We start from the raw sequence: 25,922 nt of genomic DNA on the forward strand, positions 1-25,922 counted from the left end.
CATTGCAATAGCATTAGTTATCGAGAGGTGTCCATCAACGCACGAATATTTGTCAGGGGGATCAAGGCTTCTTTGAAGGGTTCTTCGCCCATAGCGTTTGCGACATCGCCAAACATTTCTGCTAATGATTGCACGGCAAGATGGAATGCATCTTTGCCTTGTTGCGTGATCATCACCTGCTTTCCACGGCCATCCTCCAAGTCTGCACTCACACAAACATAATTTTTTGCTTCGAGTTTTTGCAAGGTGTTGGTCATGGTTGGCCGAGTTACCTGAAATGCGCTCGCCAGTTCTGCGGGGCTGCTTGGCGTATCTTTTTTAACAAGATAACTAAGCGCCGTGAAATGCGAAACCTTCATATCGTCGGGCAAGGCGCGTTCCATGCGGTTGCGCGCCAGTTGTTCGAGCGTGAAAATTTCTTTAAAAAAATTCATAAAAACATTTTCAGGATGACTCATGCCGTTCCTATTTATTAACCTGCCAATAACATTTAACTACGAATAAAAATAGTGTCCAATGGCCAGCGTGGGCTTGGACCTTCAAATTTAGCATAACCAATACGCCCAAACATTTGCACGCGTGCTGGCGCAGCAATATTTAACAGGCTATGCAGTTGTTGATAGTGAGTTTGCATTTCTGGAAACTCTTGTAAAGCCTGACTCAATGGTTGCATGGCAAGTCCCAGCTCGGTGGCTTTCAAATGCAGACGCAACCATTGTTTACCGGCATTGAGTTGCGCAGCGCGACTGTTGTTATCTGAATCTAGCCATACGTAGCCCATGGCGGTAGCCATTCTGGTCTCAATGCTGGCAAAACCACTTTGCATCGCCGAAGAATTGGGATCTTTCATTGCTTCCTGTGTTAAAAAACCGACTTTGTTCATCAACTCAAACATGGGGCCGGTCATAGAGAGGCCATCGGGGTTGGCAATAATTTCCTCTTTACCAAAGCGGGTCAGAAGCGCACTTTCGGTGACCGTGCGGGGAGTGGTTAGCTCTACCTTCATGGCTGACCAGGCTTTTTCGCGCAGTGTGCCGCGCAATGTTGGATCTATAGAACCTTTGGCGCCTACTGTTGTTAAGAGTGATTGAAAAACCTCCGGGGCTATTTCACGGTTAGTATCAAAATCAAAGCGGTGAGTGTGCCTCAGTAGCATTTGTTCAAACAGCGGGTCTTTAATTGCATCGCCCTTAATTAACTCAATGTGTGCAATAGGGCGTTGATCAAGGCGTGGTTCTGGTTCGCCTTCGGGGAAAATATCCACTTTTAAGCTGTAGCCTTTGTTTTCGGCAGCCATACGCAGGGCTTCCAAAAAGCAGCCCAAGCCAATGGTTATCTGGCGATCAAAGGGGTCGGTTTCAGGGAGTCTACGCTCAAGATCACAGTACAAACTCATACCCAATTCATTTTTTAAGGCGATCTTCCAGGGTTGGCGGTTGTGGGGGTTGGGCACCAAAATGGCATAGGCCAAGGCATCCAAACGAGGATCGCCAAAACTTTGCCCAGCCATTGTCCAAGGTGCATAAGCTGCGGTGGGAGTACGTGTGTTCCACCAAGCAACTGAACCTGCACCCAAAACGGCGATACTTGCCGCCCCAACTTTTAACAACCCTCTTCTGCTCAGCATAAGAAATCCTTAATCAAAAATGAATTTAGTTAGATGTTTAACTAATTATAGTTAGGCGTCTAACCAAGTCAATGTTTTTCTTGTTTGTCCTGAAACAGGTGTGATGGAAGATGGGTGGTTGGTCTCGACAAGGTTTGTGTGGGGTAAGAGTTTAGGCTTGATCGAATTCCCGATCCTTCTGTGGGAGAGGGGGGCGAATTAAATAACTGCGCGCCCCTCAACCTGAACTTGTCGAAGGGTTCTTGTGGCGATCGCCATCACACATCGTTCGATATTGCGGCAACTTTTTTGGCAGATTCTTCTGGAAAATTGCTGTTGAACTTTTCTGTGTTGCGAAATTCTCTGCTTTAGAAATCATGCTGTAGCAAGCGCAATTGATCATCAGCATAAACACCGGCAACATGAAAAATTGTTTATCCAGATGGCGAAGCTCTTGCACAGCTATTCCTCCTTATTTTTTAAAACGCTTTTGCAATTCCCGCAAAAACACCCCAGGCATTTTTGTTTTCAATAATCGGGCTGTTGGTAATTTCTTTGGGTAAGAAATTAACTTCAGCCCCAGCAATTAATGTCCATGAATCAAACACCGGGTATTTCACTAGCGCATTGATTTTAGGTGAAATTGCATCTTCGGTTTTGTAAGCAGTGCGATTAAACACTTTGTTTTCTACGATCAAGCTCCGCGCTTCTGACGGTGCAACGCCGTAATAATATTGGTTCAGTTTTTCACTCTGCCAAGTCACGCCTGCACCGAGCATCACTTCGGCTTTGCCCACGCCAAAACCCTTGGTATACGCGAATGCGACTTCATCACCTTTGTGTTTAGATAATAAATCGTGAGTGTAGGAAAGGCTGAAACCGTTCCATTCCAAACTGATTCCACCGTCCACTGTATTTGAACGATCCTTCATTCCGGCGAGGTAAGGGCTGTCAGCGACTTCATAGCCTTGTAATCGACCAGAGGCAAGCGCGCTGATCTGTACATCACCCAGTTCCACAAGGCGATAGCTCAAGGTGGTTACTTGAAAGCTCAGGCGATCTCCCGTGTAGGACACCAGCGGAATAGCCAATTGGCGAGTATCCATACCTTTTTGCGGATCTTGGAAACTTGCAATGCCGAGGCCTACTGCCAGGTCTGCATAAGAGTTGCTAGCAAGGCTCGCCATGCTTAAAAACGACAGGGAAAAAATACGCATGTTCATAGGGGGGCATTTCCTTTAGAGAGTGGGAGAGTGCGGGAACTTAGGTAAAGATAAATTTCGGCCAGGGCCAGGTTGCCGATCCAGGCGCTCCAGGCAACGATCAGGTAGCCAGTTTCAAATCCCCACAGCATGGCAAATATCGGCAATTCAATGCGCAGGCTAATAGCAGCTGCGGTAATGGCGAGGCTTCGTATAATCCAGCGGCGATGCTGTACGATCTGCCGCGCGCGGGCGAAGCTGTAGGCCATAAATGTGGTGTAGAGCCAAAGCAGGGCAAGGATAAAAAATCCCACACCGGTGGAGGGGCCGAGATCGGCGAAGAAGGACAAATAACCTCCGCCTAGGCCGCCGATCAAAACGGCAAGGCAGTAACCAATGCCTAAACGGCGATGCCAGCGCGATCCCTGTTTACTAAAGAGTTGTATGGCGCCCAAAGACAATGCAAGAGCACCGCCTATTAGATGGCAGTAAACAAAAAAGCGATTCAGGCTTTTGAATTTCACAGCTATGCCTTGGGTAGCGTTTGCGTAAATCCAGTCGTAACCCAATGCATAAAGTGAGATGAGTAAGGCTAGTAACAAGAACAGGCTTTTAAACGATGTTTGTAGAGGTGCACGCATGAATTAACCCGCTCGTTAATATTGTGAGTGGGGCCATGGTGCGGGTTTGAATCGCCAAAAACGTCGGCTTTTCTAAGATTGGACGTGCAAACTCTTAGGCTTGGACGGATTTGCGGTATTCCGAAGGGGTTTTACCGGTTTGTTTTTTAAAAATGGCGTTGAAACTGGATTTGGATGAAAAACCGCAGCTCAGTGCAAGGTCGAGCAAGTTTTGGCTGTGAGGCTCGCTCAGCATATGGCAAAGCGCGTTGACACGATATTGGTTGAGGTAGTCGTTAAAGGATTGTCCGTGGTGGTCGTTCAATACCTGCGAAATATGGTGGCTCGCTAAACCCGTACTTTCCGCTAATTGGGAAAGAGTCAGGTTACTGGAGCGCCAGGGCGTTTGTTCGCGCATATGCTGCTCAAGTGCTGCAAGGATTTGTTCGCGCAGGTCATCGGGTAGGCGGTTATCGCCATATTTGGGCACGCTGTCTTTGGTTTCGCTGACAAGATCATTGGTCGGCGCACTAAATAAATCGGGTTGGCGCAGGCTGGCATAGCCCAGTAAATAGATAAACAAACTCACCAGGAAATAGACCAGTTGATTGTTGCTCGGGATATGGAAATAGGGGACTAAGGTGCACAGCCACACCACCAGCCAGATGGTGATATTGATGAGCAGCAATCCATGCAGCCATTTAAAGCGCGCTTTGTTTACGGCTGATTGGTTGCGTTTCAGCAGCACTATGCAGGCGATGGCGTAGATGGTTGCGTAGGTCGGCATAAACCAGTCAATCAATCTGTATTGCCAAGGTTCTTGATCAGCGGTGATTCGAGCGACGAGTTCCAGTTTGGATTCCGGGGACGATAAAAGATCAGGCGATATCAAGAGTATCCCTGCAAAATATCCGACGAAGTGGAAAATATCTTGCCAGCGAATCGGTTGGCCGGTGGTAAAACTGCGAACATATAAAAAGAAAAATCCGGCGTAACTCAGCGGCAGGCAATTAGTGAGGCCAATCAATTGTGGAAGTTGTTTGTAAATATCTTCTGCGTAAAAAATTTGTCCTAATAAATCCAGCGACAAAAGCGCAACCCAAAGCGCCAGAATATGGTTCGCCTGAATATTGCGCTTATGAATAGCGAGCACACCCGCTAATAAAAAACCTTGGGTAGCGGCGGCAAAAAATAACAGTGAAAGAATATGTTCGAACACAACACTATCCGCAGAAATTTATAAACTAAACCAGGTAATCGCAACGAAATAAACGCAAAGTGCAAAACCGGCAACAATTAATAATGCGAGGGTTCGCCACAGGGCTGAGCCAATAGTTAATTGATAGGTGCCACGCAATTGCATAAACATATGTATAGGCGGAACTATCAGGATTAGCACCCACGACCAGCCGGCCCAACCCACTCTTGCCAATGTCGCTACCAACATAATGAGCAGGCAAATAAACGACAGTGAGTAAAGCGAAAAAATACAGTGGTCAAACAATACTATGTCTTTGCGTCGAATAAATAACAGCCACATAAACGGCAATGAAATTGGAATTAAAATAAACGCAAATTTAGATGCGGTGCCCTTCATTTTATAGAGCACTAAATCGGGATTTTGTAATGCATGATTAATGTTGCGTTCCAACCATGTCAGTTGGTTTTGTTGTGTGGAATCTTTTGCATTATCGGCGGCGGCTTCAAAATCATCTGCCGCTCGGCTTGCAGCTAACGCTTTTTCTGTGCCCGCCAGTTTGAGTTTTAATTGTTCCGTTTCACTGTTGATGGCAACAAGCTGCGGGTCATTAGCGGGAAGCGATTGTCGTTTTACATTGAGCTCTTCAAGTCTTGTTTTGGTATTGCTGATCTCGTTAATCATGCCGCCTGTGATGTAAGACTTGTAGGATTTGTCGTGTGTAAGACTGCTGCCTAAATAAGACAAGCTTACAAACATCACCAGGTTGAGAAACAAAAACAGAAACAGTGGTGAAACATAACGCGTGCGTTTGCCATCAATATAATCGCGCGTAAGCTTGCCGGGGTGAATAATCAGTGCGGGCAGTGTGCGCCAGGCTTTGCTATCAAAATGTAAAACTCCGTGCAGCAATTCTTCAATCATGTGGCTAATAGAGCGATGGACATGTGCGGTCTGGCCGCATTCATGGCAATAGTTGCCCGCGAGCAGGGTATTGCAGTTGGCGCATTGTGCGGGTGCTATTGCATGGGCAGCTTCTGATGCTTCCGCTATTTTTGATGCGTCTGTCGCTTTTGATATTTCCGATAACTCCAATGAGTCGCTCATAGCTAATCCTTACATGCCTTGAATATTGCAGAATGATGAATGGCTTTTGGTTTTATCTGCACGAAATACGTATTTTTTATTGTCATATCCGCCCGGTGTGAATTCCAGCGGTGAATTTGCGCTAGATGGTATCATTGCCGCTTTAGATTGATAAGCAGAGTCGAGCAAGCATGTCGTCCCCTTCACGTCCCACGGTTATTTTTCTTATGGGCCCAACGGCGTCCGGTAAAACGGATTTAGCCATTTCATTGCGCCAGCATTTGCCCGTGGAATTAATCAGTGTGGATTCGGCGCTGGTGTATCGCGGTATGGATATTGGCAGTGCCAAGCCAACGGCGGAAGAGCAGGCTGCGGCGCCCCATCGCTTGCTGGATATACGCGATCCTTCTGAACCCTATTCCGCCGCTGATTTTGTGGCTGATGCGGAGCGCGAAATTGCGGATATTCATGCACAAGGCAAGATTCCGTTGCTGGTGGGCGGAACTATGCTCTATTTCAAAGCTCTGTTAGATGGCTTGGCCGATATGCCAGAAGCCGACCCTGAAGTACGCGCGCAAATTGAGCGTGATGCAGAAGAATTCGGTTGGCCTTTTGTGCACCAACAATTAGCACAAGTTGATCCGGAAATCGCAGCAGAGATTCATCCTAATCACTCGCAACGTGTAAGTCGTGCGTTGGAAGTCTATCGCCTAAGCGGTAAAACCATGAGTGAGCTGCGCCGTGAGCAAGTGCGAAATTCAACTGAGCTGTTTAGCGAGCGGTTCAATCTAATCCAGATTGCAATTGCACCGCGCGAACGTGCGCTACTGCACGAACGAATTGCTTTGCGCTTTAGTAAGATGGCCGATGCGGGCTTGGTTAAGGAAGTACAAGCTCTGTACGATAGAGGCGATTTGCACGCAGATTTGCCGGCAATTCGTGCAGTGGGTTACCGTCAAGTGTGGGATTTTATTGAGGGTCGACTTTCGCATGATGAAATGTTGGAGCGCGGTATTATCGCTACTCGTCAGTTGGCGAAACGGCAGTTCACCTGGTTGCGGGGTTGGCAAAACTATCCCAATACTCAGTTGAATTGGCTTTATACTGATGACGAGGCTGGAAATTTGCTGTCTAAAGAAGAAATTGTGCGTTGCGCCTTGAATTTTATAGGGATCGCAGCCATATAATACGAGCTGAGAACAGGTTTCTGTTTTCTATAATTCCTCCACCCTTCCCAATTATTAAAAAAGACGGAAACAAGGTGGGTTAAATTTTATCTTCCCTAGGAGAATAAACATGTCAAAAGGGCATAGTTTACAAGACCCTTACCTGAACGTTCTGAGAAAGGAACGTGTACCTGTATCCATTTATTTGGTAAATGGTATTAAGTTACAAGGTCAGGTTGAATCATTTGATCAGTTTGTTGTGTTGTTGAAAAACACTGTAAGCCAAATGGTTTACAAGCACGCAATCTCCACCGTTGTTCCATCACGCGCTGTGCGCGTACCGCTGCTGAACGAAGCAGATGGTGTTGATGGCGAAGAAGACGAGCAAGCCGAGTAATCAACCCTCTACGAGGTTGCTAATTGTTTTTTGATCGCCCCGAATCAGGTGAGCTAGCGGTGCTAGTTCACCTGAACCTATCCCATGGCCAAGAGCCGGAAGACCCCCGCGAATTTGAAGAGCTGGTACTTTCTGCTGGTGGTGACCCTGTAGCTTTTATTACAGGAAAAAGTATTTCCCCCAACGCTAAATTTTTTATTGGCACTGGCAAGTTGCAAGAGCTGCAAGCCGTTGTTGCCGACAATAAAGCTGAAGTAGTGATTTTTAATCACACGCTTTCGCCCAGCCAGGAACGTAACCTCGAAAAAGAATTGCAATGCCGTGTGCTCGACCGCACGGGTTTGATTCTGGATATTTTCGCCCAGCGCGCGCGAACCTTTGAAGGTAAATTACAAGTTGAGTTGGCGCAGTTGCGCCACATGTCCACACGCTTGGTGCGTGGATGGACTCACCTTGAGCGCCAAAAAGGTGGTATCGGTTTGCGCGGTCCCGGTGAAACCCAGTTGGAAACCGACCGTCGTTTATTGCGTAATCGCATTACCATGATTGAACAACGCCTGGAAAAAGTGCGCTCCCAGCGCGAGCAGGGCAGGCGCTCACGTCAGCGCTCCGCAATTCCTACGGTGTCTTTAGTCGGCTACACCAACGCCGGTAAATCCACGCTGTTTAATCGCATTACCGGCTCGGATGTTTATGCCGAGAACCAGCTTTTCGCCACGCTCGACCCCACTATGCGTCGCATAGATCTTGCGGATGTAGGTGCGGTGATCATGGCAGATACCGTAGGTTTTATTAGCCACCTTCCGCATAAATTGGTTGAGGCTTTTCGCGCGACTTTGGAAGAAGCTGCAAACTCAACGTTGCTTTTGCATGTGATTGATGCGGCCGCCGATGAACGTATTCGTAACATTGAACAAGTTGAGTTAGTGTTGGAAGAAATAGGCGCGGCTAAACTGCCGCAGCTTAAAATCTACAATAAAATTGATTTACTGGATGCCGCCGAGCCGCGTATTGATCGCGATGACGCGGGTAAACCGATTGCGGTTTGGCTGTCGGCGCAAACGGGTGTGGGCGCTGAGCTACTGGATCAGGCGGTCGCTGAGTTGCTTGGCACTGAGATGATCGTTGCGCAACTTCTGCTGCGTCCACAAGATGGTCGTTTGCGCGCAGCGCTGTACGAGCAGCAAGCCATTGCAGAAGAGTCCTTTCGCGACGATGGTGTAGGGCTGGTAAATTTGCGTGTCCCTAAAAGCGATTTATTGCGTATATTGAGCGCCTTGCGCATTCAGTTCGACGATTTGGTTTGGGCTGAGTAGTCGTTTCAACAGCAATAAAATGTTAATTTCGCACTTTGGTTGAAAAGACCAGAGGTTGCCCTCACATTACGTAAAATTTCTTAAACATGTCGGAGATGTGGTATGGCCTGGAATGAACCGGGAAAAGACAAAGACCCATGGGGTGGGCGCGGTGGTGGTAATGACGGCCCGCCGGATTTGGACGAGGCTTTTAAAAAGCTGCAGGACAAGCTCAACGGCATGTTTGGTGGTGGTTCAGGCGGCGGTAGCAACGCGTCCAACAATGGTTCATTCGGCGCAATCTTCGCAGTGATCGCATTAGTGGCTGTGGTTCTTTACGGCTTTTTCGGTATCTACACTGTGGACGCCAAAGAGCGCGCTGTGGTGCTTAGGTTGGGCGTTTTCCAGGAGACTATGACGGAAGGTCTGCATTGGTCCGCTCCGCTGTTGACCCAGGTATTTAAAGTGAATGTGACGGGCGAGCGCCAATATCCTTCTAAAGGTTTGATGCTGACGCAAGATGAAAGCATTGTTGAGTTGCCGCTCACCGTGCAATGGAACGTTGCCGACGTAAAATCTTATGTGTTGAACGTTGCTGATCCAGAAACCAGTTTGAAACACGCAACTGACAGTGCCCTGCGTCACGTAGTGGGTTCAACTGAGTTAGAGCAAGTGCTGTCAGAAGGTCGCGCAAAAATGGCTGCAGAAGTTAAATTGCGTCTGCAAACTTATCTCGATAATTATCAAGCCGGTATTCAAATTATTAACGTGAACATCCAGCAGGCACAACCGCCAGAAGAAGTTCGCGCTAACTTTGACGATGTAATCAAAGCGAAAGAAGATGAAACCCGTTTGAAAAACGAAGCGGAATCTTATTCCAATGGTGTAATTCCAGAAGCTCGTGGTAGAGCGCAACGTTTACTGGAAGAAGCTGAAGCTTATAAATCTGAAGTGGTTTCCCGCGCAGAAGGTGAATCAGCGCGTTTCGAAAATTTATTGGCTGAATATAAGCGCGCGCCTGAAGTCACTCGCAAACGTTTGTATATAGATGCCGTTGAATCTGTGATGACCAAATCATCGAAAGTGATGGTCGATGTAAGCAACAACAGTATGCTCTATTTACCGCTGGATAAAATGACCAGGTCAGTTCCGGCAACAGTGCTCGAGGAGGCTGCCGATGCACGTCCTGCGCGTGAAATAGAAGCCAAGCCTGTCGTTCGTAGGGAGTCTCGCTAATGTCGACTAAAAGTCTAATTGCCGTAATGAGCTCGTTGATTCTGCTGGCGTTAATTTCCAGCAGTGCCTACGTGGTCAACCAATATGAGCGCGCTGTTGTTTTGCAATTCGGTGCTTTGATTAAATCTGACGTAACGCCCGGTTTGCATTTTAAAATTCCGTTCACTGATCGCGTGCGTAAATTTGATGGCCGTTTGCAAACTGCCGATATGATTCCTGCAAGTTTTTACACCATCGAAAATAAACGTTTGGTGGTGGATTCATACATCAAATGGCGCATTAAAGACGTGAGCACCTACTACCGTACCACCGGTGGCGACAGCCGTTTGGCTGAGGATCGCTTGGGTCAACGTGTTGCTGATGGTTTGCGTAACCAATTTGGTCGCCGCACCTTGCACGATGTAGTGTCTGGTCAGCGCGATGAATTGATGGCGGAGCTAAAAGCGACTATCAATGAAACAGCAAACAGTTTGCTGGGTATTGAAGTCATTGATATCCGCGTTAAGCGTATTGATTTCCCGCCTGAGGTAAGCCAATCCGTATTTGCGCGTATGGCGGCAGATCGTGAGAAAGAGGCCCGTGAATATCGTGCGCAAGGTAAAGAACAATCTGAAGTGATCCGCGCTGATGCAGATCGTAAAAAAGTCGTGTTGGAAGCTAATGCTTACCGTGATGCAGAGCGTTTGCGCGGTGAAGGTGATGCCAAAGCAGCAGCAATTTATGCAGCGGCTTACAGCAAGGATCCTGAGTTTTACGCCTTTTTGCGCAGCCTTAATGCTTATACCAAGAGCTTTAAAGGTAAGGAAGACTTGATAGTGGTTGATCCCAAAAGCGATTTCTTTCGTTACCTGAACGATCCGCAAGGCAAGAAATAATGATTTCAGGGGGAATTTGTATTCTTACCTACAAATCCCCCCTCAATCAGTGTTAAAATGCCGCAACCGAGCCGAAAGCTCGGTTTTTTTATGTTCAGGGTGCGCCTTATTCTTATGTTCTGGTTGCGCCTACAGCTGAACGCCTCCCGAATTCTGGAAGTTTAGAGTCTCCTTATGACTTACGCCGATCGCTGGTTATTGCCCGATGGGGTGGAAGAAATTCTGCCTGCCGAAGCTAAACCTATCGAATTATTGCGCCGCCAGTTGCTGGATCTTTATGCTACCTGGGGCTACGACCTGGTGATTCCACCACTGCTGGAATACACCGATTCATTGCTTATCGGCCTCGGCCGAGATGTAGACCTACTCACCTTTAAAGTGACTGACCAGCTTACCGGTCGCACCCTCGGTATCCGCGCCGACATCACCCCACAAACCGCCCGTATTGATGCCCACAGCATGGCCGCCAAAGGTGCCAACCGCCTGTGTTATGCCGGTAATGTTGTGCATACCAAACCTAAAAATCCCCTGGCGACACGCACGCCCATGCAGGTAGGTTTGGAGTTTTACGGTGAGGCTGGCTTGGCGGCTGATGTAGAAGTTATTTCCCTCTTGTTGGAATCCTTGCGCGTATCTGGCTTGCCCAAGTTGCACGTCGATCTTGGTCATGTAGGTATTTACCGCGCTCTGGCAGCTTGTGCCAAGCTAAATCCAGCACAGGAAGATGAATTTTTTGATTTGCTGCAACGCAAAGCCGTAACTGAAATCCGCGAATGGGTTGCGGCGAAAGTCACCGACCCTAAATGCGCTAGCTTGTTGCTCGCTTTGCCAACCCTGGCGGGCGGCGTGGATGTGCTCACCAAGGCGCGTGGCCTGTTTGCAGAGATTCCCAATGCAGTAGCGGCAGTAGACCAGCTGTTGCACGTAGCCGGCATTATGGCGGAGCGCTACCCCGAAGCCGAGTTCTACTATGATTTAGGCGAGTTGCGCGGTTACCACTACCTGACAGGTCTGGTGTTCGCTGCCTATGCGCCCGGCTTTGGCAACCCTATCGCTAGCGGTGGCCGTTATGATCATATCGGCGAAGTTTTTGGTCGTGCGCGCCCAGCGACTGGCTTTGCGCTCGACATCTGCGCCATTAGCAAATTAGGTTTGCTGCAAGCGAAATCTGGCTATGCGATTGCAGTAGTTGAGAATGGCGATGCGCGCCAATGGCAGGCAGTTCAAGCCCTGCGCGCGCAAGGTGAGCGTGTAGTTTACGCCCCGGCAGAAGAGATTAAGGCTGTGCGCGAGTTACGTTTGGTAGGCGATGCTTATCAGGTTGTTAACCGCTAATACGATTTTATTTTTCAATATTGTTTAACAGAGAGTTTTCCAGTCATGGGCAAAAACGTCGTCATTTTGGGCACCCAATGGGGTGATGAAGGTAAAGGCAAGATCGTAGATTTGCTGACCGATCAGGTTTCCTTGGTTACCCGCTTTCAGGGCGGCCACAACGCTGGTCACACGCTCGTAATCGACGGCAAAAAAACCGTCCTACACTTGATTCCTTCTGGCATTTTGCGCGAAGGCGTTAAGTGTTTAATTGGCAATGGTGTAGTGGTATCGCCAGAGGCCTTGTTTAAAGAAATTAATGCACTGGAAGCCACTGGCGTGCCCGTGCGTGAGCGTTTGCGCCTGTCACCAGCGTGCCCGTTAATCCTTTCTTACCATGTGGCGCTCGACCAAGCGCGTGAGTTAGCGCGTGGCGATGCCAAAATTGGCACTACCGGTCGCGGCATTGGCCCAGCTTATGAAGATAAAGTTGCGCGCCGTGGCTTGCGTGTTGGTGATATGGTGGATATGCAGGGCTTTGCTAAAAAGCTGAAAGAGATTTTGGAATACCATAATTTTGTATTGACCAACTACTACAAAGTAGAGCCTGTTGATTTCGATAAGACCCTTGCTGACTGCACTCTCTGGGCAACTCAAATGTTGCCGATGATGGATGACGTAACCGGCATATTGCACAGCGCGCGTGAAAACGGCGAAAACATCTTGTTTGAAGGTGCACAGGGTTCGCTGTTGGATATCGACCACGGTACTTACCCGTTTGTAACCTCGTCTAACACCACTGCAGGCGGAACTGCTACCGGCACAGGTTTCGGCCCGTTGTATTTGGATTACGTATTGGGCATCACCAAGGCTTACACCACTCGTGTAGGTTCAGGCCCATTTCCGACTGAGTTGGATTGTGAAGTTGGCGCATACCTTGGCGAGAAAGGCCATGAGTTCGGCGCTACCACCGGCCGTAAGCGCCGTTGTGGCTGGTTTGATATTGTTGCCGTACGCCACGCAAACCGAATTAACTCCGTAACCGGTGTGTGCTTAACCAAGTTGGACGTATTGGACGGCCTTAAAACCGTGAAAATCTGCATCGGCTATCTTGATTCTGAAGGCAACTCTGTTGGTGTGCCTTTCGATGTAGAAGGTTGGGAAGAAGTGAAGCCTGTTTATGAAGAAATGCCAGGTTGGAGCGAGTCTACCGTGGGTGCGAAAAGTATTGAAGAGTTGCCTGCGAATGCTCGTGCTTACATCAAGCGCTTGGAAGAATTGATGGCGACTCCAATCGACATTATTTCTACTGGTCCAGATCGTATTCAAACAGTGGTGTTGCGTCATCCGTTTGATGCTTAATTATTAGCGCGTTTCGCGTAATAAAAAACGGCGCTCAGAGATTATCTGGAGCGCCGTTTTTTTATGGGCAGGATTTGAGTGCTCTCACTAAGAGGATGACCATTCCCTGCTAAATATTTATCTGCTCATCCTCAGCGCGATTGATTTTCATCTCAAAACCTTCGGCAGGATTTGGCTGTGGATAAGGAAATACGGCCAATAAAAAACGACGCTCCAGTTTCCTGCGAGCGCCGTTTTTTTGTAGCTAATTTTCAATTACTGCCAGGTGTAATCCTTTGGTGGATACTCTTCCATGTCTTGCTCGGGCATTTCGCTCCAGTTATCGGGCGGTAGCGCCGGGATGCCAGCAGGTGCGGGCAAGGGTGGATGTTCAACGGCAAGCAAGCGCTTAAGATCGGTTAATACCGGGTCTTCGTTGGTTTCATCCGGGCTGACGAAAATTTGATGCTTCAGGCATTTCTCGCCCAGCTCCAGGCTGCTGGAATAACGCACTATAGGAGCCGCGAGAACCAGGCCAGTGAGGATTGGCATCAACCACCAGAAGAAGATCGGGGCGTAGGTGAAGGTCATGTAACCCCAAGCCAGTGCCACTATGGTTGTTCTGAGTGTACGCGCAAAACTTTCACCCCAGGTCAGTAGGCGACCTTCGCGATCTTGCGCATCCCAGTTCACTTTGAAGCCCAAAAATACCGAGATTACGAAGTAAGCGTGGAAAGCCATCATGATGGGGGCGATCAATACTGCGAATGCTGTTTCAACGATGGTGCCGCGGATAATCGCTTTGGTGCCGCCAAATTGCTCACGACGGTGCGCCATGGTGCTGATAATTCCCATCACTTTGGGGAACAACAACAAAATTGTCGTCATCACAATGAGTGCAATGATCAATCCGGTTTTAGCAATTGGCCATTCCGGCAAATTGATAAAGTGCTCCATGGTGGGGGTGGAGTTGGTGAAGTATTCATTGCTGTGCAAGGCGCGCACTACGGCGTCTGCGGTGCTCAATACCAACATCAACAACCAGATCAGCGAGGAAATATAAGCGGTTGCCCCCAGCAGGAAGTGCAATCGGCTAATGGGATGCAAACCGGCGGCGCCGAGCATGCCCAAATGTTGGATGTTGCCCTGCACCCAGCGGCGGTCGCGGGTCGCGTAGTCGATGATGTTACAGGGAACTTCTTCGTAACTGCCTTCAAGGTCGGCAAGCAGGAATACATCCCAGCCGGCGCGACGCAGCATGGCGGCTTCCACGAAGTCGTGGCTGAGAATATCGCCGCCAAAAGGTGCTTTACCCGGCAGGGTTGGCAGGCCGCAGTGGTCGATAAATGCCTTCACGCGAATAATGGCATTGTGGCCCCAATAGTTGGCCGCACCGGTTTGCCAGAAGGCGATGCCAGTAGCCAGCATTGGGCTATAAAGCACAGCGGCGAACTGTACGAAGCGACCAAAGAAAGTCGTTTGGCGCACAGGAATAGGTACGGTTTGGATCAGACCCGAGCGCGGATTGGCTTGCATGGTGCGCACCATGCGCAACAAGCATTTACCGCTCATAACGCTGTCCGCATCCAGCACAATCATGTGCTCGTAGTTTTTGCCCCAGCGTTGTAAGAACTCAGCGATGTTGCCTACTTTCCTGTGCAAATTCTTTTCACGACGGCGATAAAACGTCTGCTTGCTCAGGTCGCCGATACGATCAGTAAATTGCTGCCACTGATCGCGCTCGCGCTGGGCTATATCCAACTTGGTGGTATCGCTCAGCATAAAGAAATCGAAATGCTCGATTTCACCGGTTGCTACCAACGAATTCAGAGTTGCTTCAAAGCCGGCGATTACGCGATGGGTATCTTCGTTGTAGATTGGCATCACCACGGCGGTGCGGGTAGTGATGGGCAGCGCATCGTTGTAGATGCTATCCATAGACCGCAGGGTCAGCGGATCACGGCGCATCATGAGTAATACGAAACCGAACACTGCGCTCCAGAATGCTGTGGAAATCCAGCAAAAAGAAATCGCAAACAGGATCAGGATCACCGCCTCCAGCATAGTAATGCTGTTGGCGCTGAGGATGTCGTACATCATGTACACACCGCTGATGGCGGTAATCACCGTCAGCAGGGCGTATACAAGGCGGCGCAAAGATTCGCCCGGCAGCCGGATTTCGTTTTCCGGCATGAGGTCGCGATTAATAGGTTTGCTCACAGTAAACTCGTTTTGGGCGATAGGCTCGCTGATAGTTGAATTATTGGATGTCATCTGGGTACCAGACATAACTCCAAACCTCACTTAAGCGCTTGTTGCCCGCTTTAATAAATACACGCATATCGACTGCGTTGTTGCCATCCGGTTCCAGCTTGAACGAAGCGCGGTAGGTTTTGCCGTCAGGCAATTTGCTCACGTGCAGGTCAGTAAAGTTGCCCGAGTTTTTACCAAGATCAGCTTCAACAACTGTACCCGTTGGCAGTTTGTCCAACTCGCCGCCCTGGAAATCAATGGCGAACTGACGCTTGCTCTTGGGTGGTGGATTACCTTGTGCAGCAACTGCGCCCCAACCGGTACGAGTACGTAATACTTTGGCAATGGTTTGGCCGGGCGCATTAGCATCTAGCGGTTGCAGGCTGTATTTGAATTCGCGGCTATCACCCGCTTTCATTGGTTGTTCTGGCACCCAGTAGGCAACAATGTTGTCGTTCGCTTCGCTGTCAGAAGGAATTTCAACCAGTTCCACACGACCTTTGCCCCATGCATTTTCAGGTTTTACCCACAAGCTAGGACGGCGCTCGTAATGAGCTTCGCTATCGAGATAGTTGTTAAAGTCGCGGTCACGCTGCATCAAACCAAAACCTTGCGGGTTGGTATCGCCGAGCGAAGAGATGTGCAATCCACGGTGGTTAGAAAGCGCGCGCCATACCCACTCGCCAGCCGATGTTTGCATCAACACACCATCAGAGTCGTGCACTTCAGGGCGGAAATCATCAAAGCGCGATACATTCACGCTGTTCTCGCCAAACATGAACATAGAGGTCAGCGGCGCTACGCCTAATTTTTGAATGTCCTTACGGGCATAGAGGCGAGCAGTCACTTTTACTTCGGTGTTAGTGCCAGGATAAGCATCGAAACGGAATGCACCAGTTACTGAGGGGCTATCCATCAAGGCATAAATGACCAAGTGTTTTTCAGTCGGGGTTGGTTTGAGCATCCAGTATTCGCGGAAGATTGGGAATTCTTCGCCCTTAGGTTCAGCTGTATCAATTGCCAAGCCGCGCGCAGAAAGACCCCAGGCGTGGCCGGGGCCGATAATACGGAAGTAAGATGAAGCGGCGCCCTGGAACACCATGAACTCATCTTTGTATTGGCCGTTATTGATCGGGTAGTGAACACGGAAGCCCGCATATCCCAAATCTTTGCCAGCAATGCCTGCCAGCTTGGCGGCGGTGCCTTCGTAGTTAAAATATTCTTGTTTGAAAGGAACTGTGGTGTCGTTGCCATTAGTTGCCATGTGCAGCACAACAGGCTCTTTGAAAATGTAACCTGCGTGAAAGAGTTGCACTTCAAACTGGGCTTCATTACGCCACAGCGAGGAATCAGGGCGGAAACGCACAGAGCGGTATTGGTCGTAATCCATTTTCGCCAAGGCTTCTGGCATCTTGCCAGAGAAAGGTTTGAAGTTACCTTTGGCGAGTAATTTGGCGCGTGAACTTATAGCGTCATAAAGACCGGGTTGCGATGTTTCACTGGCGGAGGTTGGTGTGATGGAAGGTTGTGCAGCGAAAGATTCGCTGGCGACGCACAATGCCAGCAGGCAAGAGGCGGCGAAAGTAAGAGGCTTGTGCAGCGGCCTGTTGTTAATCGACTTGCTGTTAATCGATAGTGTGCGCACAACATTTGTGAGTAGTTTACTCATCCGTTTTTCTCCGTACAGGATTAGTCTGCATTGCAGGCATGTCGTTCAAAACGAGACGCCCTGGTAAAAATGGCCAAAGCGCGGGGTTTGTTCTTGGGAACGGCTTAAAAATTGGCTGTCTCACCTGCATTTTTGAGCGGTTACCATCGCTTTGAAAAAAGCATGTTACAGGTGCGTTTCAAAGCCGGCGCATTGTAATACATCCGCTGACAAATATAGGTGCAAAAACCCATGCTAAACGAATATTTTTTCAAAAATCATGATGTTAATGCAGTTCATCCGAACTCGCCTCCGGCGAATAAACGAATTCAAGCGCAGCAACCTAATGAGCTGCTACACTTTTTAAGCGTCTGGACAAAAACGAAACACGGGCGCTCTTTAGGCCAACCGGGACGAGCTTGAATAATCCATGCTAAATATACGGCGATACTCGCGCGATAATCCCATCGCATTCCGATTGCTAGGTTTGATTGTGGTCAGTAGTTCGCTGATCACGCTTTTCGCTATTTTGCTGCAGCTCTACGGCAATTTTCACGACGACGTATCCTCCCTTGAAAAACGTTTGGATCAGGTACGCATCAGCACCTTGGCGAGTATTACCAAAAGCCTTTGGGGGTTCGATCAGGAACAGCTCAGTATTCAGATTCACAGTGTGTTGGATGTGCAGGATGTAGTGCAGGTGCAGGTGGTTTGGCGCGACTGGAACAACACTGAGCAATCCATGGTGGTGAGTAATAACAAGCAAACCCAATCTGAAATCGAGGCTAAAAAAAGCCAATTTTTGGTGAAGGAGTATCCGCTGACTTATGAGGATGCCAGCACTCCGGAGCAACGCTTGGGCACTTTGCAGGTCACTGCGTCGCTTTCAAGTATTTACGATAAATTGTGGGAGCGCGCGCTCTTTATTGCGATTGTGCAATCCGCAAAAACCTTATTGATTTCGTTATTTATTTTATGGTTGGTTCACGCGCTTTTAACGCGTCACATGGAAGCTATTGCCAATTACGCCCGCCATTTAAATTTGGAAAGTTTGAATAAGCCTTTACGTTTAAAGCGTGTCAAATCAGATCCGCGTCGCGATGAATTGGATAACGTTGTCGATGCGATTAATCACATGCGCGAAACGCTGTTAGAAGATTTGGATCAACGTCGCACTATGGAGCTTGCACTGCTTGCCGAGCAGGAAGAAAAAATTGAAACCCGCCGCCAAAAAAATGCAGCAGAAGATGCAAGCCGCGCGAAAAGCCAATTCCTTGCGACTATGAGCCACGAGATTCGTACACCTATGAACGGCGTAATCGGCATGCTGGAAATGTTGCGCGATACACCACTTAATGAAAACCAAAAGCATTATATTGATGTAATTCATCGCTCCGGCGAAACTCTGCTCGAAATCATCAATGACATTCTCGATTATTCGAAAATTGAAGCGGGAAAAATGCAGTTGGAAGAGGCTGTGTTTACGCTCGATGATTTAATTGAAGATTGTTTACAGCTCTTCGGCGCCACTGCAAATAAGCGTCATATTGAATTAGTTGGCGGGGTTAAACCTAAAGCGCCCGTGTTGCTAAAAGGTGATCCTACACGCTTGCGTCAGGTGATTATTAATTTATTGGGTAACGCTTTTAAATTTACGTCTGAAGGATTTATCGTGCTGCAAGTAGGCGTTGCAGAAGGTTCTACCGACGAAAAACCGCGCTTGAAATTCACGATAGAAGATAGCGGTATAGGAATAGATTTAAGTTCGGGTGTCGATTTATTTGATTCATTTAATCAGGCTGATGCGTCCACCACGCGTAAATATGGTGGCACAGGTTTAGGGCTGGCAATCTGCAAAAGTTTGGTTGAATTGATGGGGGGTGAAATTGGTGTTGAAAGCGCTAAAGGCCAGGGCTCAACCTTCTGGTTCACCGCAGAGTTTTCTGCTGCCGATGTAATTGTTAACGAAACTACGCAAGAGCTTGAGCTGACTGAATTGCTCAGGCATAAAAAATTATTGTTGGTTGGCGCCAATCCTAAAATGGTTGATTTTTTGGCGGAGCATGGCGCAGCTTGGGGAATGGAAGTTCAATCCGCTGTCTCGGCAAAACTTGCACAAACTACCATCATGCGCGCAGCGCATAGCGGTGAAGCTTTTGATTTTATCGGCGTAGATTCTGCGTTACCGGATATGAGCGGAATAGAATTTATTCGCCAGTTGCGCAGCCACAATGAAACTCAAAATGTACCCGCATTTATGTTTTCTGCGAGCGATATTTTTGAAGATCAACAAGCCTTGCGCGCCTATGCTGTGCACGCGATTTTACGCAAACCACTTTCGGGCAAAGCGCTTAAATATGAATTGGCTGCGCTGCTCGGGCGCGCAGCAAAACCCGTGGAAGAGCAGCCTGCTGTTGAGTCACAGCCGGACAAGTTTGCACATTTACGCGTTCTGGTGGCGGAAGATAATGTGGTTAACCGCATGGTCATCAAAGGTTTGTTAGGCAAGCTTAAAATTACGCCAGAATTAGTTGAAAATGGTTTGATGGCGTTTGATATGGTGCGTAAAGCGGCGCAACCTTACGACGTTATTTTAATGGATTGTGAAATGCCCGAAATGGATGGATTTGAATCTACCCGCAGTATTCGTGTATTCGAACAAGAGCGCAATTTGCCCTCCACGCCTGTAGTCGCGCTAACGGCGCACGCCCTGCAAGAGCATCGCGACGCAGTTTTTGCCAGCGGTATGAATCATTATCTTTCCAAGCCCGTTACGCTTGATAACCTCGTCAGTGTATTTGAGCGAATTCTCAACAAAAACTAAGCCTGTTAACGCAAATCGCGCCCAATTGTTGCCCGCTATGGGTTCCATAGATTTTTTCTCCTTGCGAGACGTGACCCCAGTCCTTATGATGCAAAACATCAATTAAGCCTAGTAGTGGAGTAAAAAAATGAGTAGCGATGCAATTGTTCATGTAAGTGATGCCAGTTTTGCACAAGACGTATTGAGTGCAGATCTTCCTGTATTGGTGGATTTCTGGGCGGCCTGGTGTGGTCCGTGCAAAATGATTGCCCCTATTCTTGATGATTTGGCTGAGCAATATGCGGGCAAAGTTAAAATTGCCAAGGTCGATGTTGATGCCAACAAAGAAGTGCCAGGCAAGTTCGGTATCCGTGGTATTCCTACCCTGATTCTGTTCAAAAATGGCGAGCCAGCTGCCACGAAAGTAGGCGCATTGTCTAAAGCACAATTGGTTGAGTTTATAAATAGCTCAATCTAAAAAACGGGGTTACAGGTTTAACTAAGGCCTGTAGCCCGTTTTTTTAGCATTTAATTCCCCTTTTTTAGTTAGTGTTCCAGCTCTTTTAATTTTTCGTTTTGCACTTGGCTGATTTAGCCGCTATACTCAGGCCATCTACTTATCCTGCGTCGAACTTTCGTGTTCGCCTCCCATCGGATAAGACCTAACTCCCTGCTGTTGTTTCTTACCCTTTTTACAGAATACATCCAGTTGAGTTTTTTCATCAGTCGGATTTTCAACGGACCGAGTTTTCAAAAGACTGAGTTTTCAAAAAAGAGAGTTTCAAGCGTCATTACCGTAAAACTGCTAGCGACAAATAACAGAAAAAATTACGCAACAGATTTCAACCTTAACAATTCAGCCATCCGGCTCATTTTCTGCAACAACTATCCTACAAAGCATCACTTATGAATCTTACCGACTTAAAACTTAAACCCATCGAAGAACTTATTGATATCGCGCGTGAAATGGGGCTTGAAAGCCTGGCGCGTTCGCGTAAACAAGATATTATTTTTAATATCCTCAAACGCCACGCCAAGGGCGGCGAAGATATTTACGGCGATGGTGTTTTAGAAATCCTGGTTGATGGCTTTGGCTTTTTGCGTTCTGCCGATTCGTCTTACCTTGCTGGTCCTGATGATATTTATGTATCGCCCAGCCAAATTCGCCGTTTTAACTTGCGCACCGGCGATACCATTTCCGGTAAAATTCGCCCGCCAAAAGAAGGCGAACGTTATTTTGCATTGTTGAAAGTTAATGAAATTAATTTCGACAAACCAGAAAACTCCCGCAACAAAATTCTGTTTGAAAACCTCACGCCATTATTCCCCGACGAGCGTCTTTTGCTTGAAGCCGGTAACGGTTCTACCGAAGATTTGACAGGTCGTATCATCGATTTGATTGCGCCAATCGGTAAGGGTCAGCGCGGTTTGATTGTTGCGCCGCCAAAAGCCGGTAAAACCATCATGATGCAGAATATTGCGCAGGCGATTACGCGCAATAATCCAGAATGCCATTTGATTGTATTGCTGATTGACGAACGTCCGGAAGAAGTTACAGAAATGCAGCGCTCGGTGCGCGGTGAAGTAGTGGCTTCAACCTTTGACGAGCCACCATCACGTCACGTACAAGTTGCCGATATGGTAATTGAGCGCGCGAAACGTTTGGTTGAGCACAAAAAAGACGTAATCATTTTGCTCGATTCGGTAACGCGTTTGGCGCGTGCATACAACACCGTAATTCCTTCATCAGGCAAGGTATTAACCGGTGGTGTGGATGCGCATGCACTTGAGCGTCCAAAGCGTTTCTTCGGTGCTGCACGTAATATCGAGGAAGGTGGTAGCTTGAGTATTATCGCTACTGCACTCGTAGATACCGGCTCCAAAATGGACGAAGTTATTTACGAAGAATTTAAAGGTACAGGTAACCTTGAATTGCATTTAGATCGTAAAATTGCTGAAAAACGTATTTATCCTGCGATCAATGTGCGTCGTTCCGGTACTCGCCGTGAAGACTTGTTGATGAAAGAAGATGAGTTGCAACGCGCGTGGATTTTGCGTCGCTTGTTGAATGATATGGAAGACGTTGCGGCAACAGAGTTCCTGTTAGATAAACTCAAAGATTTCAAAACCAACGATGAATTCTTCATGTCGATGAAGCGTAAATAATTACCGCATTTTCAGGCGGAACACGAAAAACGACTTCCGCCACTTCGCTGGCGGAAGGCGTTTTTGTTTTGATGGCTTAAGGATTTTTGTAAATGAAATATAAAGATCTCCGCGATTTTATTGCGCTGCTGGAAGAGCGTGGTCAGCTCAAACGCATCACGCAAGAAATTGATCCCAATCTTGAAATGACCGAAATCTGCGATCGCACTTTGCGCGCAGGTGGCCCTGCTTTATTGTTTGAAAACCCAAAAGGTTTTTCTGTTCCTGTGCTGGGGAATTTATTCGGTACACCCGAGCGCGTTGCTTTGGGTATGGGGCAGGAATCTGTTTCTGCATTGCGTGAAGTGGGGCAACTGCTTGCGTTCCTGAAAGAGCCTGAACCGCCAAAAGGTTTTAAAGATGCCTGGGATAAAATCCCGGTCTTTAAACAAGTATTGAATATGGCTCCCAAGGTATTGAGCAAAGCGCCGTGTCAGGAATTTGTGCTGGAAGGAGATGCTGTAGATTTGGATAAGCTGCCGATTCAAACATGCTGGCCGGGCGATGCTGGTCCGCTAGTAACATGGCCCTTGGTGGTTACGCGCGGGCCGCACAAAGAGAGGCAAAATCTCGGCATTTACCGTATGCAAAAAATTGGTAAAAACCGTTTGATTATGCGCTGGCTTTCGCATCGCGGTGGCGCGTTGGATTTTCGCGAATTTCAAATTAAAAATCCGGGGCAAAATTTTCCCGTTGCAGTTGCCTTGGGCGCAGACCCCGCAACAATTCTCGGTGCAGTAACGCCAGTTCCCGATACGCTTTCTGAATATGGTTTTGCGGGATTGTTGCGCGGCGATAAAACGGAAGTTATTAAATGTATCGGCAATGATTTGCAGGTGCCTGCATCCGCAGAATTTATTCTGGAAGGTTTTATTGCTCCCAATGATCTGGCACCTGAAGGTCCTTTTGGCGATCACACCGGCTATTACAACGAGGTTGATAATTTCCCGGTGTTTACGGTTGAGCGAATTACACATCGCAAAGATCCTATTTATCACAGCACTTATACGGGTCGTCCGCCCGATGAACCTGCAATTCTTGGTGTTGCGCTCAACGAAGTGTTTGTGCCGATTTTGCAAAAACAATTTCCGGAAATTGTCGATTTTTATTTGCCACCGGAAGGTTGTTCCTACCGCATGGCAGTTGTCACCATGAAAAAACAATATCCCGGTCATGCCAAGCGCGTGATGATGGGAGTGTGGAGTTTCCTGCGGCAATTCATGTACACCAAATTTGTCATAGTCACCGACGATGATGTGAACGCGCGTGATTGGAACGATGTGATTTGGGCGATGACCACGCGCATGGATCCTGCGCGCGACACGGTCATGATTGAAAATACACCAATTGATTATTTGGATTTTGCATCGCCAGTCTCTGGTTTGGGCTCAAAAGTTGGCTTTGATGCAACCAACAAATGGCCCGGAGAAACAACCCGCGAATGGGGCGTGCCTATTGAAATGGATAGCTCTGTGAAAGCTCGGGTAGATGCTTTATGGGATTCGCTCGGTATCGAGTTGCCTAAAACTAATTGAGGCGGAGCTGCAATTATGAGTAGCCTTTTATGAGTTTCCTTGAAGAGTGCGCAAGTTATTGCCCTTATTGCGGCGAACCTATTTCAATGTTGGTTGATACTTCCTGCGAAGAGCAAACTTACGCTGAAGATTGCGAGGTTTGCTGTCGTCCCATAATTGTAAATGCATGGGTGGATGAAGACGGCAGTGCGAGTGTGAGTTTGCAGCGTGAGGACGATTGAGCAAAAATCACTTAAAGCTTTGCGCAGCGCTTGGTTTGGTACGTTTTATAGGGTATAAAAACACGAGCCCGACACATGTTGGCGCCTGTTTCAAAATTCACAAAAAGGGGATTTTATGAGCATTCTAAAAGAATTTAAAGAATTTGCCGTTAAAGGTAACGTAGTGGATTTGGCAGTCGGTATTATCATTGGTGCCGCCTTCGGAAAGATTGTGACCTCAGTGGTGGCCGATGTAATTATGCCGCCCATAGGTCTACTCATTGGCGGTGTTGATTTCAGCGATTTGGTTATCACCCTCAAGGCAGCCGAAGGTGCGAGCCCGGCAGTTGTGATTTCGATTGGCAAGTTTTTACAAACCGTTATTGATTTCACCATTATTGCATTTGCGGTTTTCCTGTTGATCAAAGTCATTAATAAAGTTAAAGCGAAAGAACCGGCCGCTGTTGTGACCCCGCCGCAAGAGTTGTTGCTTACCGAGATCCGCGATTTGCTGCGCGATAAAAAATAGCTGAATTGTCCAGGATGAAAAACGCGGCAGGTCCGCGTTTTTTTGTACAAGCGCACGCTTTTATGAACAAGTCTATGTTTTTTTGTAATAGTTAAATTCGCTTTAAGTGTGGTTTAGAAAGCAGCGTCAGCAGGGTGAATGCGTACTGGTAGTTAGCGAAAACTAATTGCTTTTAAGCTTGTCACAGCGCGGGCAAATATGCTTTTCATGTTTTCGCTTTTGCAAGGTGGATAGAGTAGAATCCCTGCTCTATAACCATAATGAACATGTTCAGTGTTTCTTTTTTGTATTCCGCAGCTCATTGAACTTTCTCTTAGGACTTCATAGTGGCTCGAGCTTAGCGGCTCGAATTTCCGGTAGTCAAAGTTTCTAGGCGATATTCGCGAAGGAATTAGTGCAATCCTTATGTTAGTTAATCGGTCATCTATCAACCGGTTTGCCGTGCCGCAAACCCGCGCAGAATGGGAGCAAGTTTTTGCCCGATTCGTTGCTTTGCTCGCGCGAGTGCCGCTGAGTAGCTGGCAGTTTTTGGCTCGTTTTTTATTAGTGCTGAGTTTAAGTGTAAGTTTGGCGCGCCTCTTTTGGTTGCTGCTTCCCACTCCTGTAATCCCCGCTGCAACAGTAGCCATTCCCACGGTAACCGCCCAGGTAGAGTCTAATAACTCTGCTGTTAATATCGAGCAACTAAAAACCCTGGCGGTTTTTGGTAAGGCCGAAGCACCCAAGCAAGACCAGCCAGCGGTTATTGAAACCCAGGCGACTGTGACTCAACTCAATTTGATTTTAGTGGGAGTGATTGTTAGCAGCGATGAAAACGCGGCGCGCGCCATGATTGCCGCTGGCGATAAACAGGATCTTTATGCAGTAGGTACTGCGCTACCCGTAGGCAACAACGTCACGCTCTCCAAGGTGATGAACGACAGGGTCATTATTAATAATAACGGCCAATACGAATCCCTGTTTCTTTATCAAAATGACCCCAATGCTCCGCCCATTTCGCAGGCGTCTCCGCAACAAACTACGATTCAACAAATAGCTCCACAGCAATCTTATCCATCGGGACGCCCGGGCCCCGGACCGGAAATGCAATCGCCTGCGGAGGGTGGTCGTGATCCGGCACTGGCTGAAGTGAGCCGCAATCTTTCCGATGTATTGGCGATGAGTATTGAGCGTGATCGTCAAAGTGGGCAGGTTATTGGATATAAAATTCGCCCTGGCCGCGACGCAGAAAAATTCAGATCTTTGGGTTTGCAAACCGATGATGTAGTCACGGCGATTAACGGCATGCCTTTAACAAATCCCGCCAAGATTATGGAAGTGTATAAAAATATGGGCAATACCACCTCAGCAAGTCTTGAAATCAAGCGCGGTGGTAGTCTTATAACAGTTGATGTAGTGCTCCAGTAAAGTGAG

At 47.9% G+C, this 25,922-nt stretch carries 24 protein-coding genes; 14 read left to right on the forward strand and 10 right to left on the reverse strand.

Annotation, left to right across the window (positions count from 1 at the left end; translation table 11 throughout):
* Positions 1-17 precede the first annotated feature (17 nt).
* The 8 genes from IE104_RS17620 to IE104_RS19115 form a co-directional block, all read right to left on the reverse strand.
* Positions 18-458 carry a MarR family winged helix-turn-helix transcriptional regulator gene (locus tag IE104_RS17620; protein ID WP_189420975.1) on the reverse strand — a complete coding sequence of 147 codons (441 nt, stop codon included), beginning with the start codon at positions 456-458 and terminating at the stop codon, positions 18-20.
* 32 nt (positions 459-490) lie between these two features.
* A complete protein-coding gene (locus IE104_RS17625; protein ID WP_189420976.1) occupies positions 491-1,627 on the reverse strand; it encodes an Acg family FMN-binding oxidoreductase in 1,137 nt (378 codons plus the stop codon).
* Positions 1,628-1,844: 217 nt separating this feature from the next.
* Entirely contained in the window at positions 1,845-2,066 is a 222-nt protein-coding gene (locus IE104_RS17630; protein ID WP_189420977.1) for a hypothetical protein, read from the reverse strand.
* A gap of 19 nt (positions 2,067-2,085) precedes the next feature.
* Positions 2,086-2,829 (reverse strand): MipA/OmpV family protein, encoded by a 744-nt coding sequence (locus IE104_RS17635; protein WP_189420978.1) that lies wholly within the window; start codon positions 2,827-2,829, stop codon positions 2,086-2,088.
* The gene (locus tag IE104_RS17640) at positions 2,826-3,449 is read right to left on the reverse strand and encodes a DUF2306 domain-containing protein (protein ID WP_189420979.1); all 624 of its coding nucleotides are present in this window, start codon (positions 3,447-3,449) and stop codon (positions 2,826-2,828) included. Before IE104_RS17640 ends, IE104_RS17635 begins: the two co-directional genes overlap by 4 nt.
* A gap of 94 nt (positions 3,450-3,543) precedes the next feature.
* Entirely contained in the window at positions 3,544-4,647 is a 1,104-nt protein-coding gene (locus tag IE104_RS17645; protein ID WP_189420980.1) for an AraC family transcriptional regulator, read from the reverse strand.
* Positions 4,648-4,665: 18 nt separating this feature from the next.
* Positions 4,666-5,733 carry a DUF3667 domain-containing protein gene (locus tag IE104_RS17650; RefSeq protein WP_189420981.1) on the reverse strand — a complete coding sequence of 356 codons (1,068 nt, stop codon included), beginning with the start codon at positions 5,731-5,733 and terminating at the stop codon, positions 4,666-4,668.
* Between the two features lie 9 nt (positions 5,734-5,742).
* On the reverse strand, positions 5,743-5,868 hold the full coding sequence (locus tag IE104_RS19115; protein WP_268247528.1) for a hypothetical protein: 126 nt from the start codon (positions 5,866-5,868) through the stop codon (positions 5,743-5,745).
* Between the two features lie 35 nt (positions 5,869-5,903).
* Here IE104_RS19115 and miaA point away from each other — a divergent pair, with 35 nt between their 5' ends.
* The 7 genes from miaA (at position 5,904) to IE104_RS17685 (ending at position 13,357) form a co-directional block, all read left to right on the forward strand.
* Positions 5,904-6,899 carry a tRNA (adenosine(37)-N6)-dimethylallyltransferase MiaA gene (gene miaA, locus IE104_RS17655; RefSeq protein WP_189420983.1) on the forward strand — a complete coding sequence of 332 codons (996 nt, stop codon included), beginning with the start codon at positions 5,904-5,906 and terminating at the stop codon, positions 6,897-6,899.
* A 109-nt stretch (positions 6,900-7,008) separates the two neighbouring features.
* The gene (gene hfq, locus IE104_RS17660; RefSeq protein ID WP_189420990.1) at positions 7,009-7,275 is read left to right on the forward strand and encodes an RNA chaperone Hfq; all 267 of its coding nucleotides are present in this window, start codon (positions 7,009-7,011) and stop codon (positions 7,273-7,275) included.
* A gap of 23 nt (positions 7,276-7,298) precedes the next feature.
* Complete coding sequence (gene hflX / locus IE104_RS17665) at positions 7,299-8,591, forward strand: ribosome rescue GTPase HflX (RefSeq protein WP_189420997.1); 1,293 nt, start codon at positions 7,299-7,301, stop codon at positions 8,589-8,591.
* A 102-nt stretch (positions 8,592-8,693) separates the two neighbouring features.
* Complete coding sequence (gene hflK / locus IE104_RS17670) at positions 8,694-9,806, forward strand: FtsH protease activity modulator HflK (protein WP_189420999.1); 1,113 nt, start codon at positions 8,694-8,696, stop codon at positions 9,804-9,806.
* Positions 9,806-10,681, forward strand: a complete 876-nt coding sequence (hflC, locus tag IE104_RS17675; protein WP_189421000.1) for a protease modulator HflC — start codon at positions 9,806-9,808, stop codon at positions 10,679-10,681. Before hflK ends, hflC begins: the two co-directional genes overlap by 1 nt.
* Before the next feature lie 174 nt (positions 10,682-10,855).
* Entirely contained in the window at positions 10,856-12,016 is a 1,161-nt protein-coding gene (locus tag IE104_RS17680; RefSeq protein WP_189421002.1) for an ATP phosphoribosyltransferase regulatory subunit, read from the forward strand.
* Positions 12,017-12,061: 45 nt separating this feature from the next.
* On the forward strand, positions 12,062-13,357 hold the full coding sequence (locus IE104_RS17685; protein WP_189421004.1) for an adenylosuccinate synthase: 1,296 nt from the start codon (positions 12,062-12,064) through the stop codon (positions 13,355-13,357).
* A gap of 255 nt (positions 13,358-13,612) precedes the next feature.
* Here IE104_RS17685 and mdoH read toward each other — a convergent pair whose 3' ends face one another.
* On the reverse strand, positions 13,613-15,625 hold the full coding sequence (mdoH, locus tag IE104_RS17690; RefSeq protein WP_189421005.1) for a glucans biosynthesis glucosyltransferase MdoH: 2,013 nt from the start codon (positions 15,623-15,625) through the stop codon (positions 13,613-13,615).
* Entirely contained in the window at positions 15,597-17,258 is a 1,662-nt protein-coding gene (locus IE104_RS17695) for an OpgD/OpgG family glucan biosynthesis protein (RefSeq protein WP_189421007.1), read from the reverse strand. The genes mdoH and IE104_RS17695 overlap by 29 nt, the downstream gene beginning before the upstream one ends.
* 409 nt (positions 17,259-17,667) lie before the next feature.
* On the opposite strand from IE104_RS17695, the gene IE104_RS17700 reads away from it, so the two are divergent.
* The 7 genes from IE104_RS17700 (at position 17,668) to gspC (ending at position 25,916) form a co-directional block, all read left to right on the forward strand.
* Positions 17,668-20,061 (forward strand): response regulator, encoded by a 2,394-nt coding sequence (locus IE104_RS17700; RefSeq protein WP_189421009.1) that lies wholly within the window; start codon positions 17,668-17,670, stop codon positions 20,059-20,061.
* A gap of 127 nt (positions 20,062-20,188) precedes the next feature.
* The gene (gene trxA / locus IE104_RS17705) at positions 20,189-20,518 is read left to right on the forward strand and encodes a thioredoxin TrxA (RefSeq protein WP_189421011.1); all 330 of its coding nucleotides are present in this window, start codon (positions 20,189-20,191) and stop codon (positions 20,516-20,518) included.
* A gap of 428 nt (positions 20,519-20,946) precedes the next feature.
* Positions 20,947-22,206, forward strand: a complete 1,260-nt coding sequence (gene rho, locus IE104_RS17710; RefSeq protein WP_189421013.1) for a transcription termination factor Rho — start codon at positions 20,947-20,949, stop codon at positions 22,204-22,206.
* 92 nt (positions 22,207-22,298) lie between these two features.
* Positions 22,299-23,780 (forward strand): 4-hydroxy-3-polyprenylbenzoate decarboxylase, encoded by a 1,482-nt coding sequence (gene ubiD / locus IE104_RS17715; RefSeq protein WP_189421015.1) that lies wholly within the window; start codon positions 22,299-22,301, stop codon positions 23,778-23,780.
* A 29-nt stretch (positions 23,781-23,809) separates the two neighbouring features.
* A complete protein-coding gene (locus tag IE104_RS17720; RefSeq protein WP_189421017.1) occupies positions 23,810-24,001 on the forward strand; it encodes a CPXCG motif-containing cysteine-rich protein in 192 nt (63 codons plus the stop codon).
* A gap of 115 nt (positions 24,002-24,116) precedes the next feature.
* Positions 24,117-24,509, forward strand: a complete 393-nt coding sequence (gene mscL / locus IE104_RS17725) for a large-conductance mechanosensitive channel protein MscL (protein WP_189421019.1) — start codon at positions 24,117-24,119, stop codon at positions 24,507-24,509.
* A gap of 405 nt (positions 24,510-24,914) precedes the next feature.
* On the forward strand, positions 24,915-25,916 hold the full coding sequence (gspC, locus tag IE104_RS17730) for a type II secretion system protein GspC (RefSeq protein WP_189421021.1): 1,002 nt from the start codon (positions 24,915-24,917) through the stop codon (positions 25,914-25,916).
* Positions 25,917-25,922: the final 6 nt, after the last annotated feature.

Origin of the sequence: Cellvibrio zantedeschiae (assembly GCF_014652535.1) — a bacterium.
Taxonomy (GTDB): Bacteria; Pseudomonadota; Gammaproteobacteria; order Pseudomonadales; family Cellvibrionaceae; genus Cellvibrio; species Cellvibrio zantedeschiae.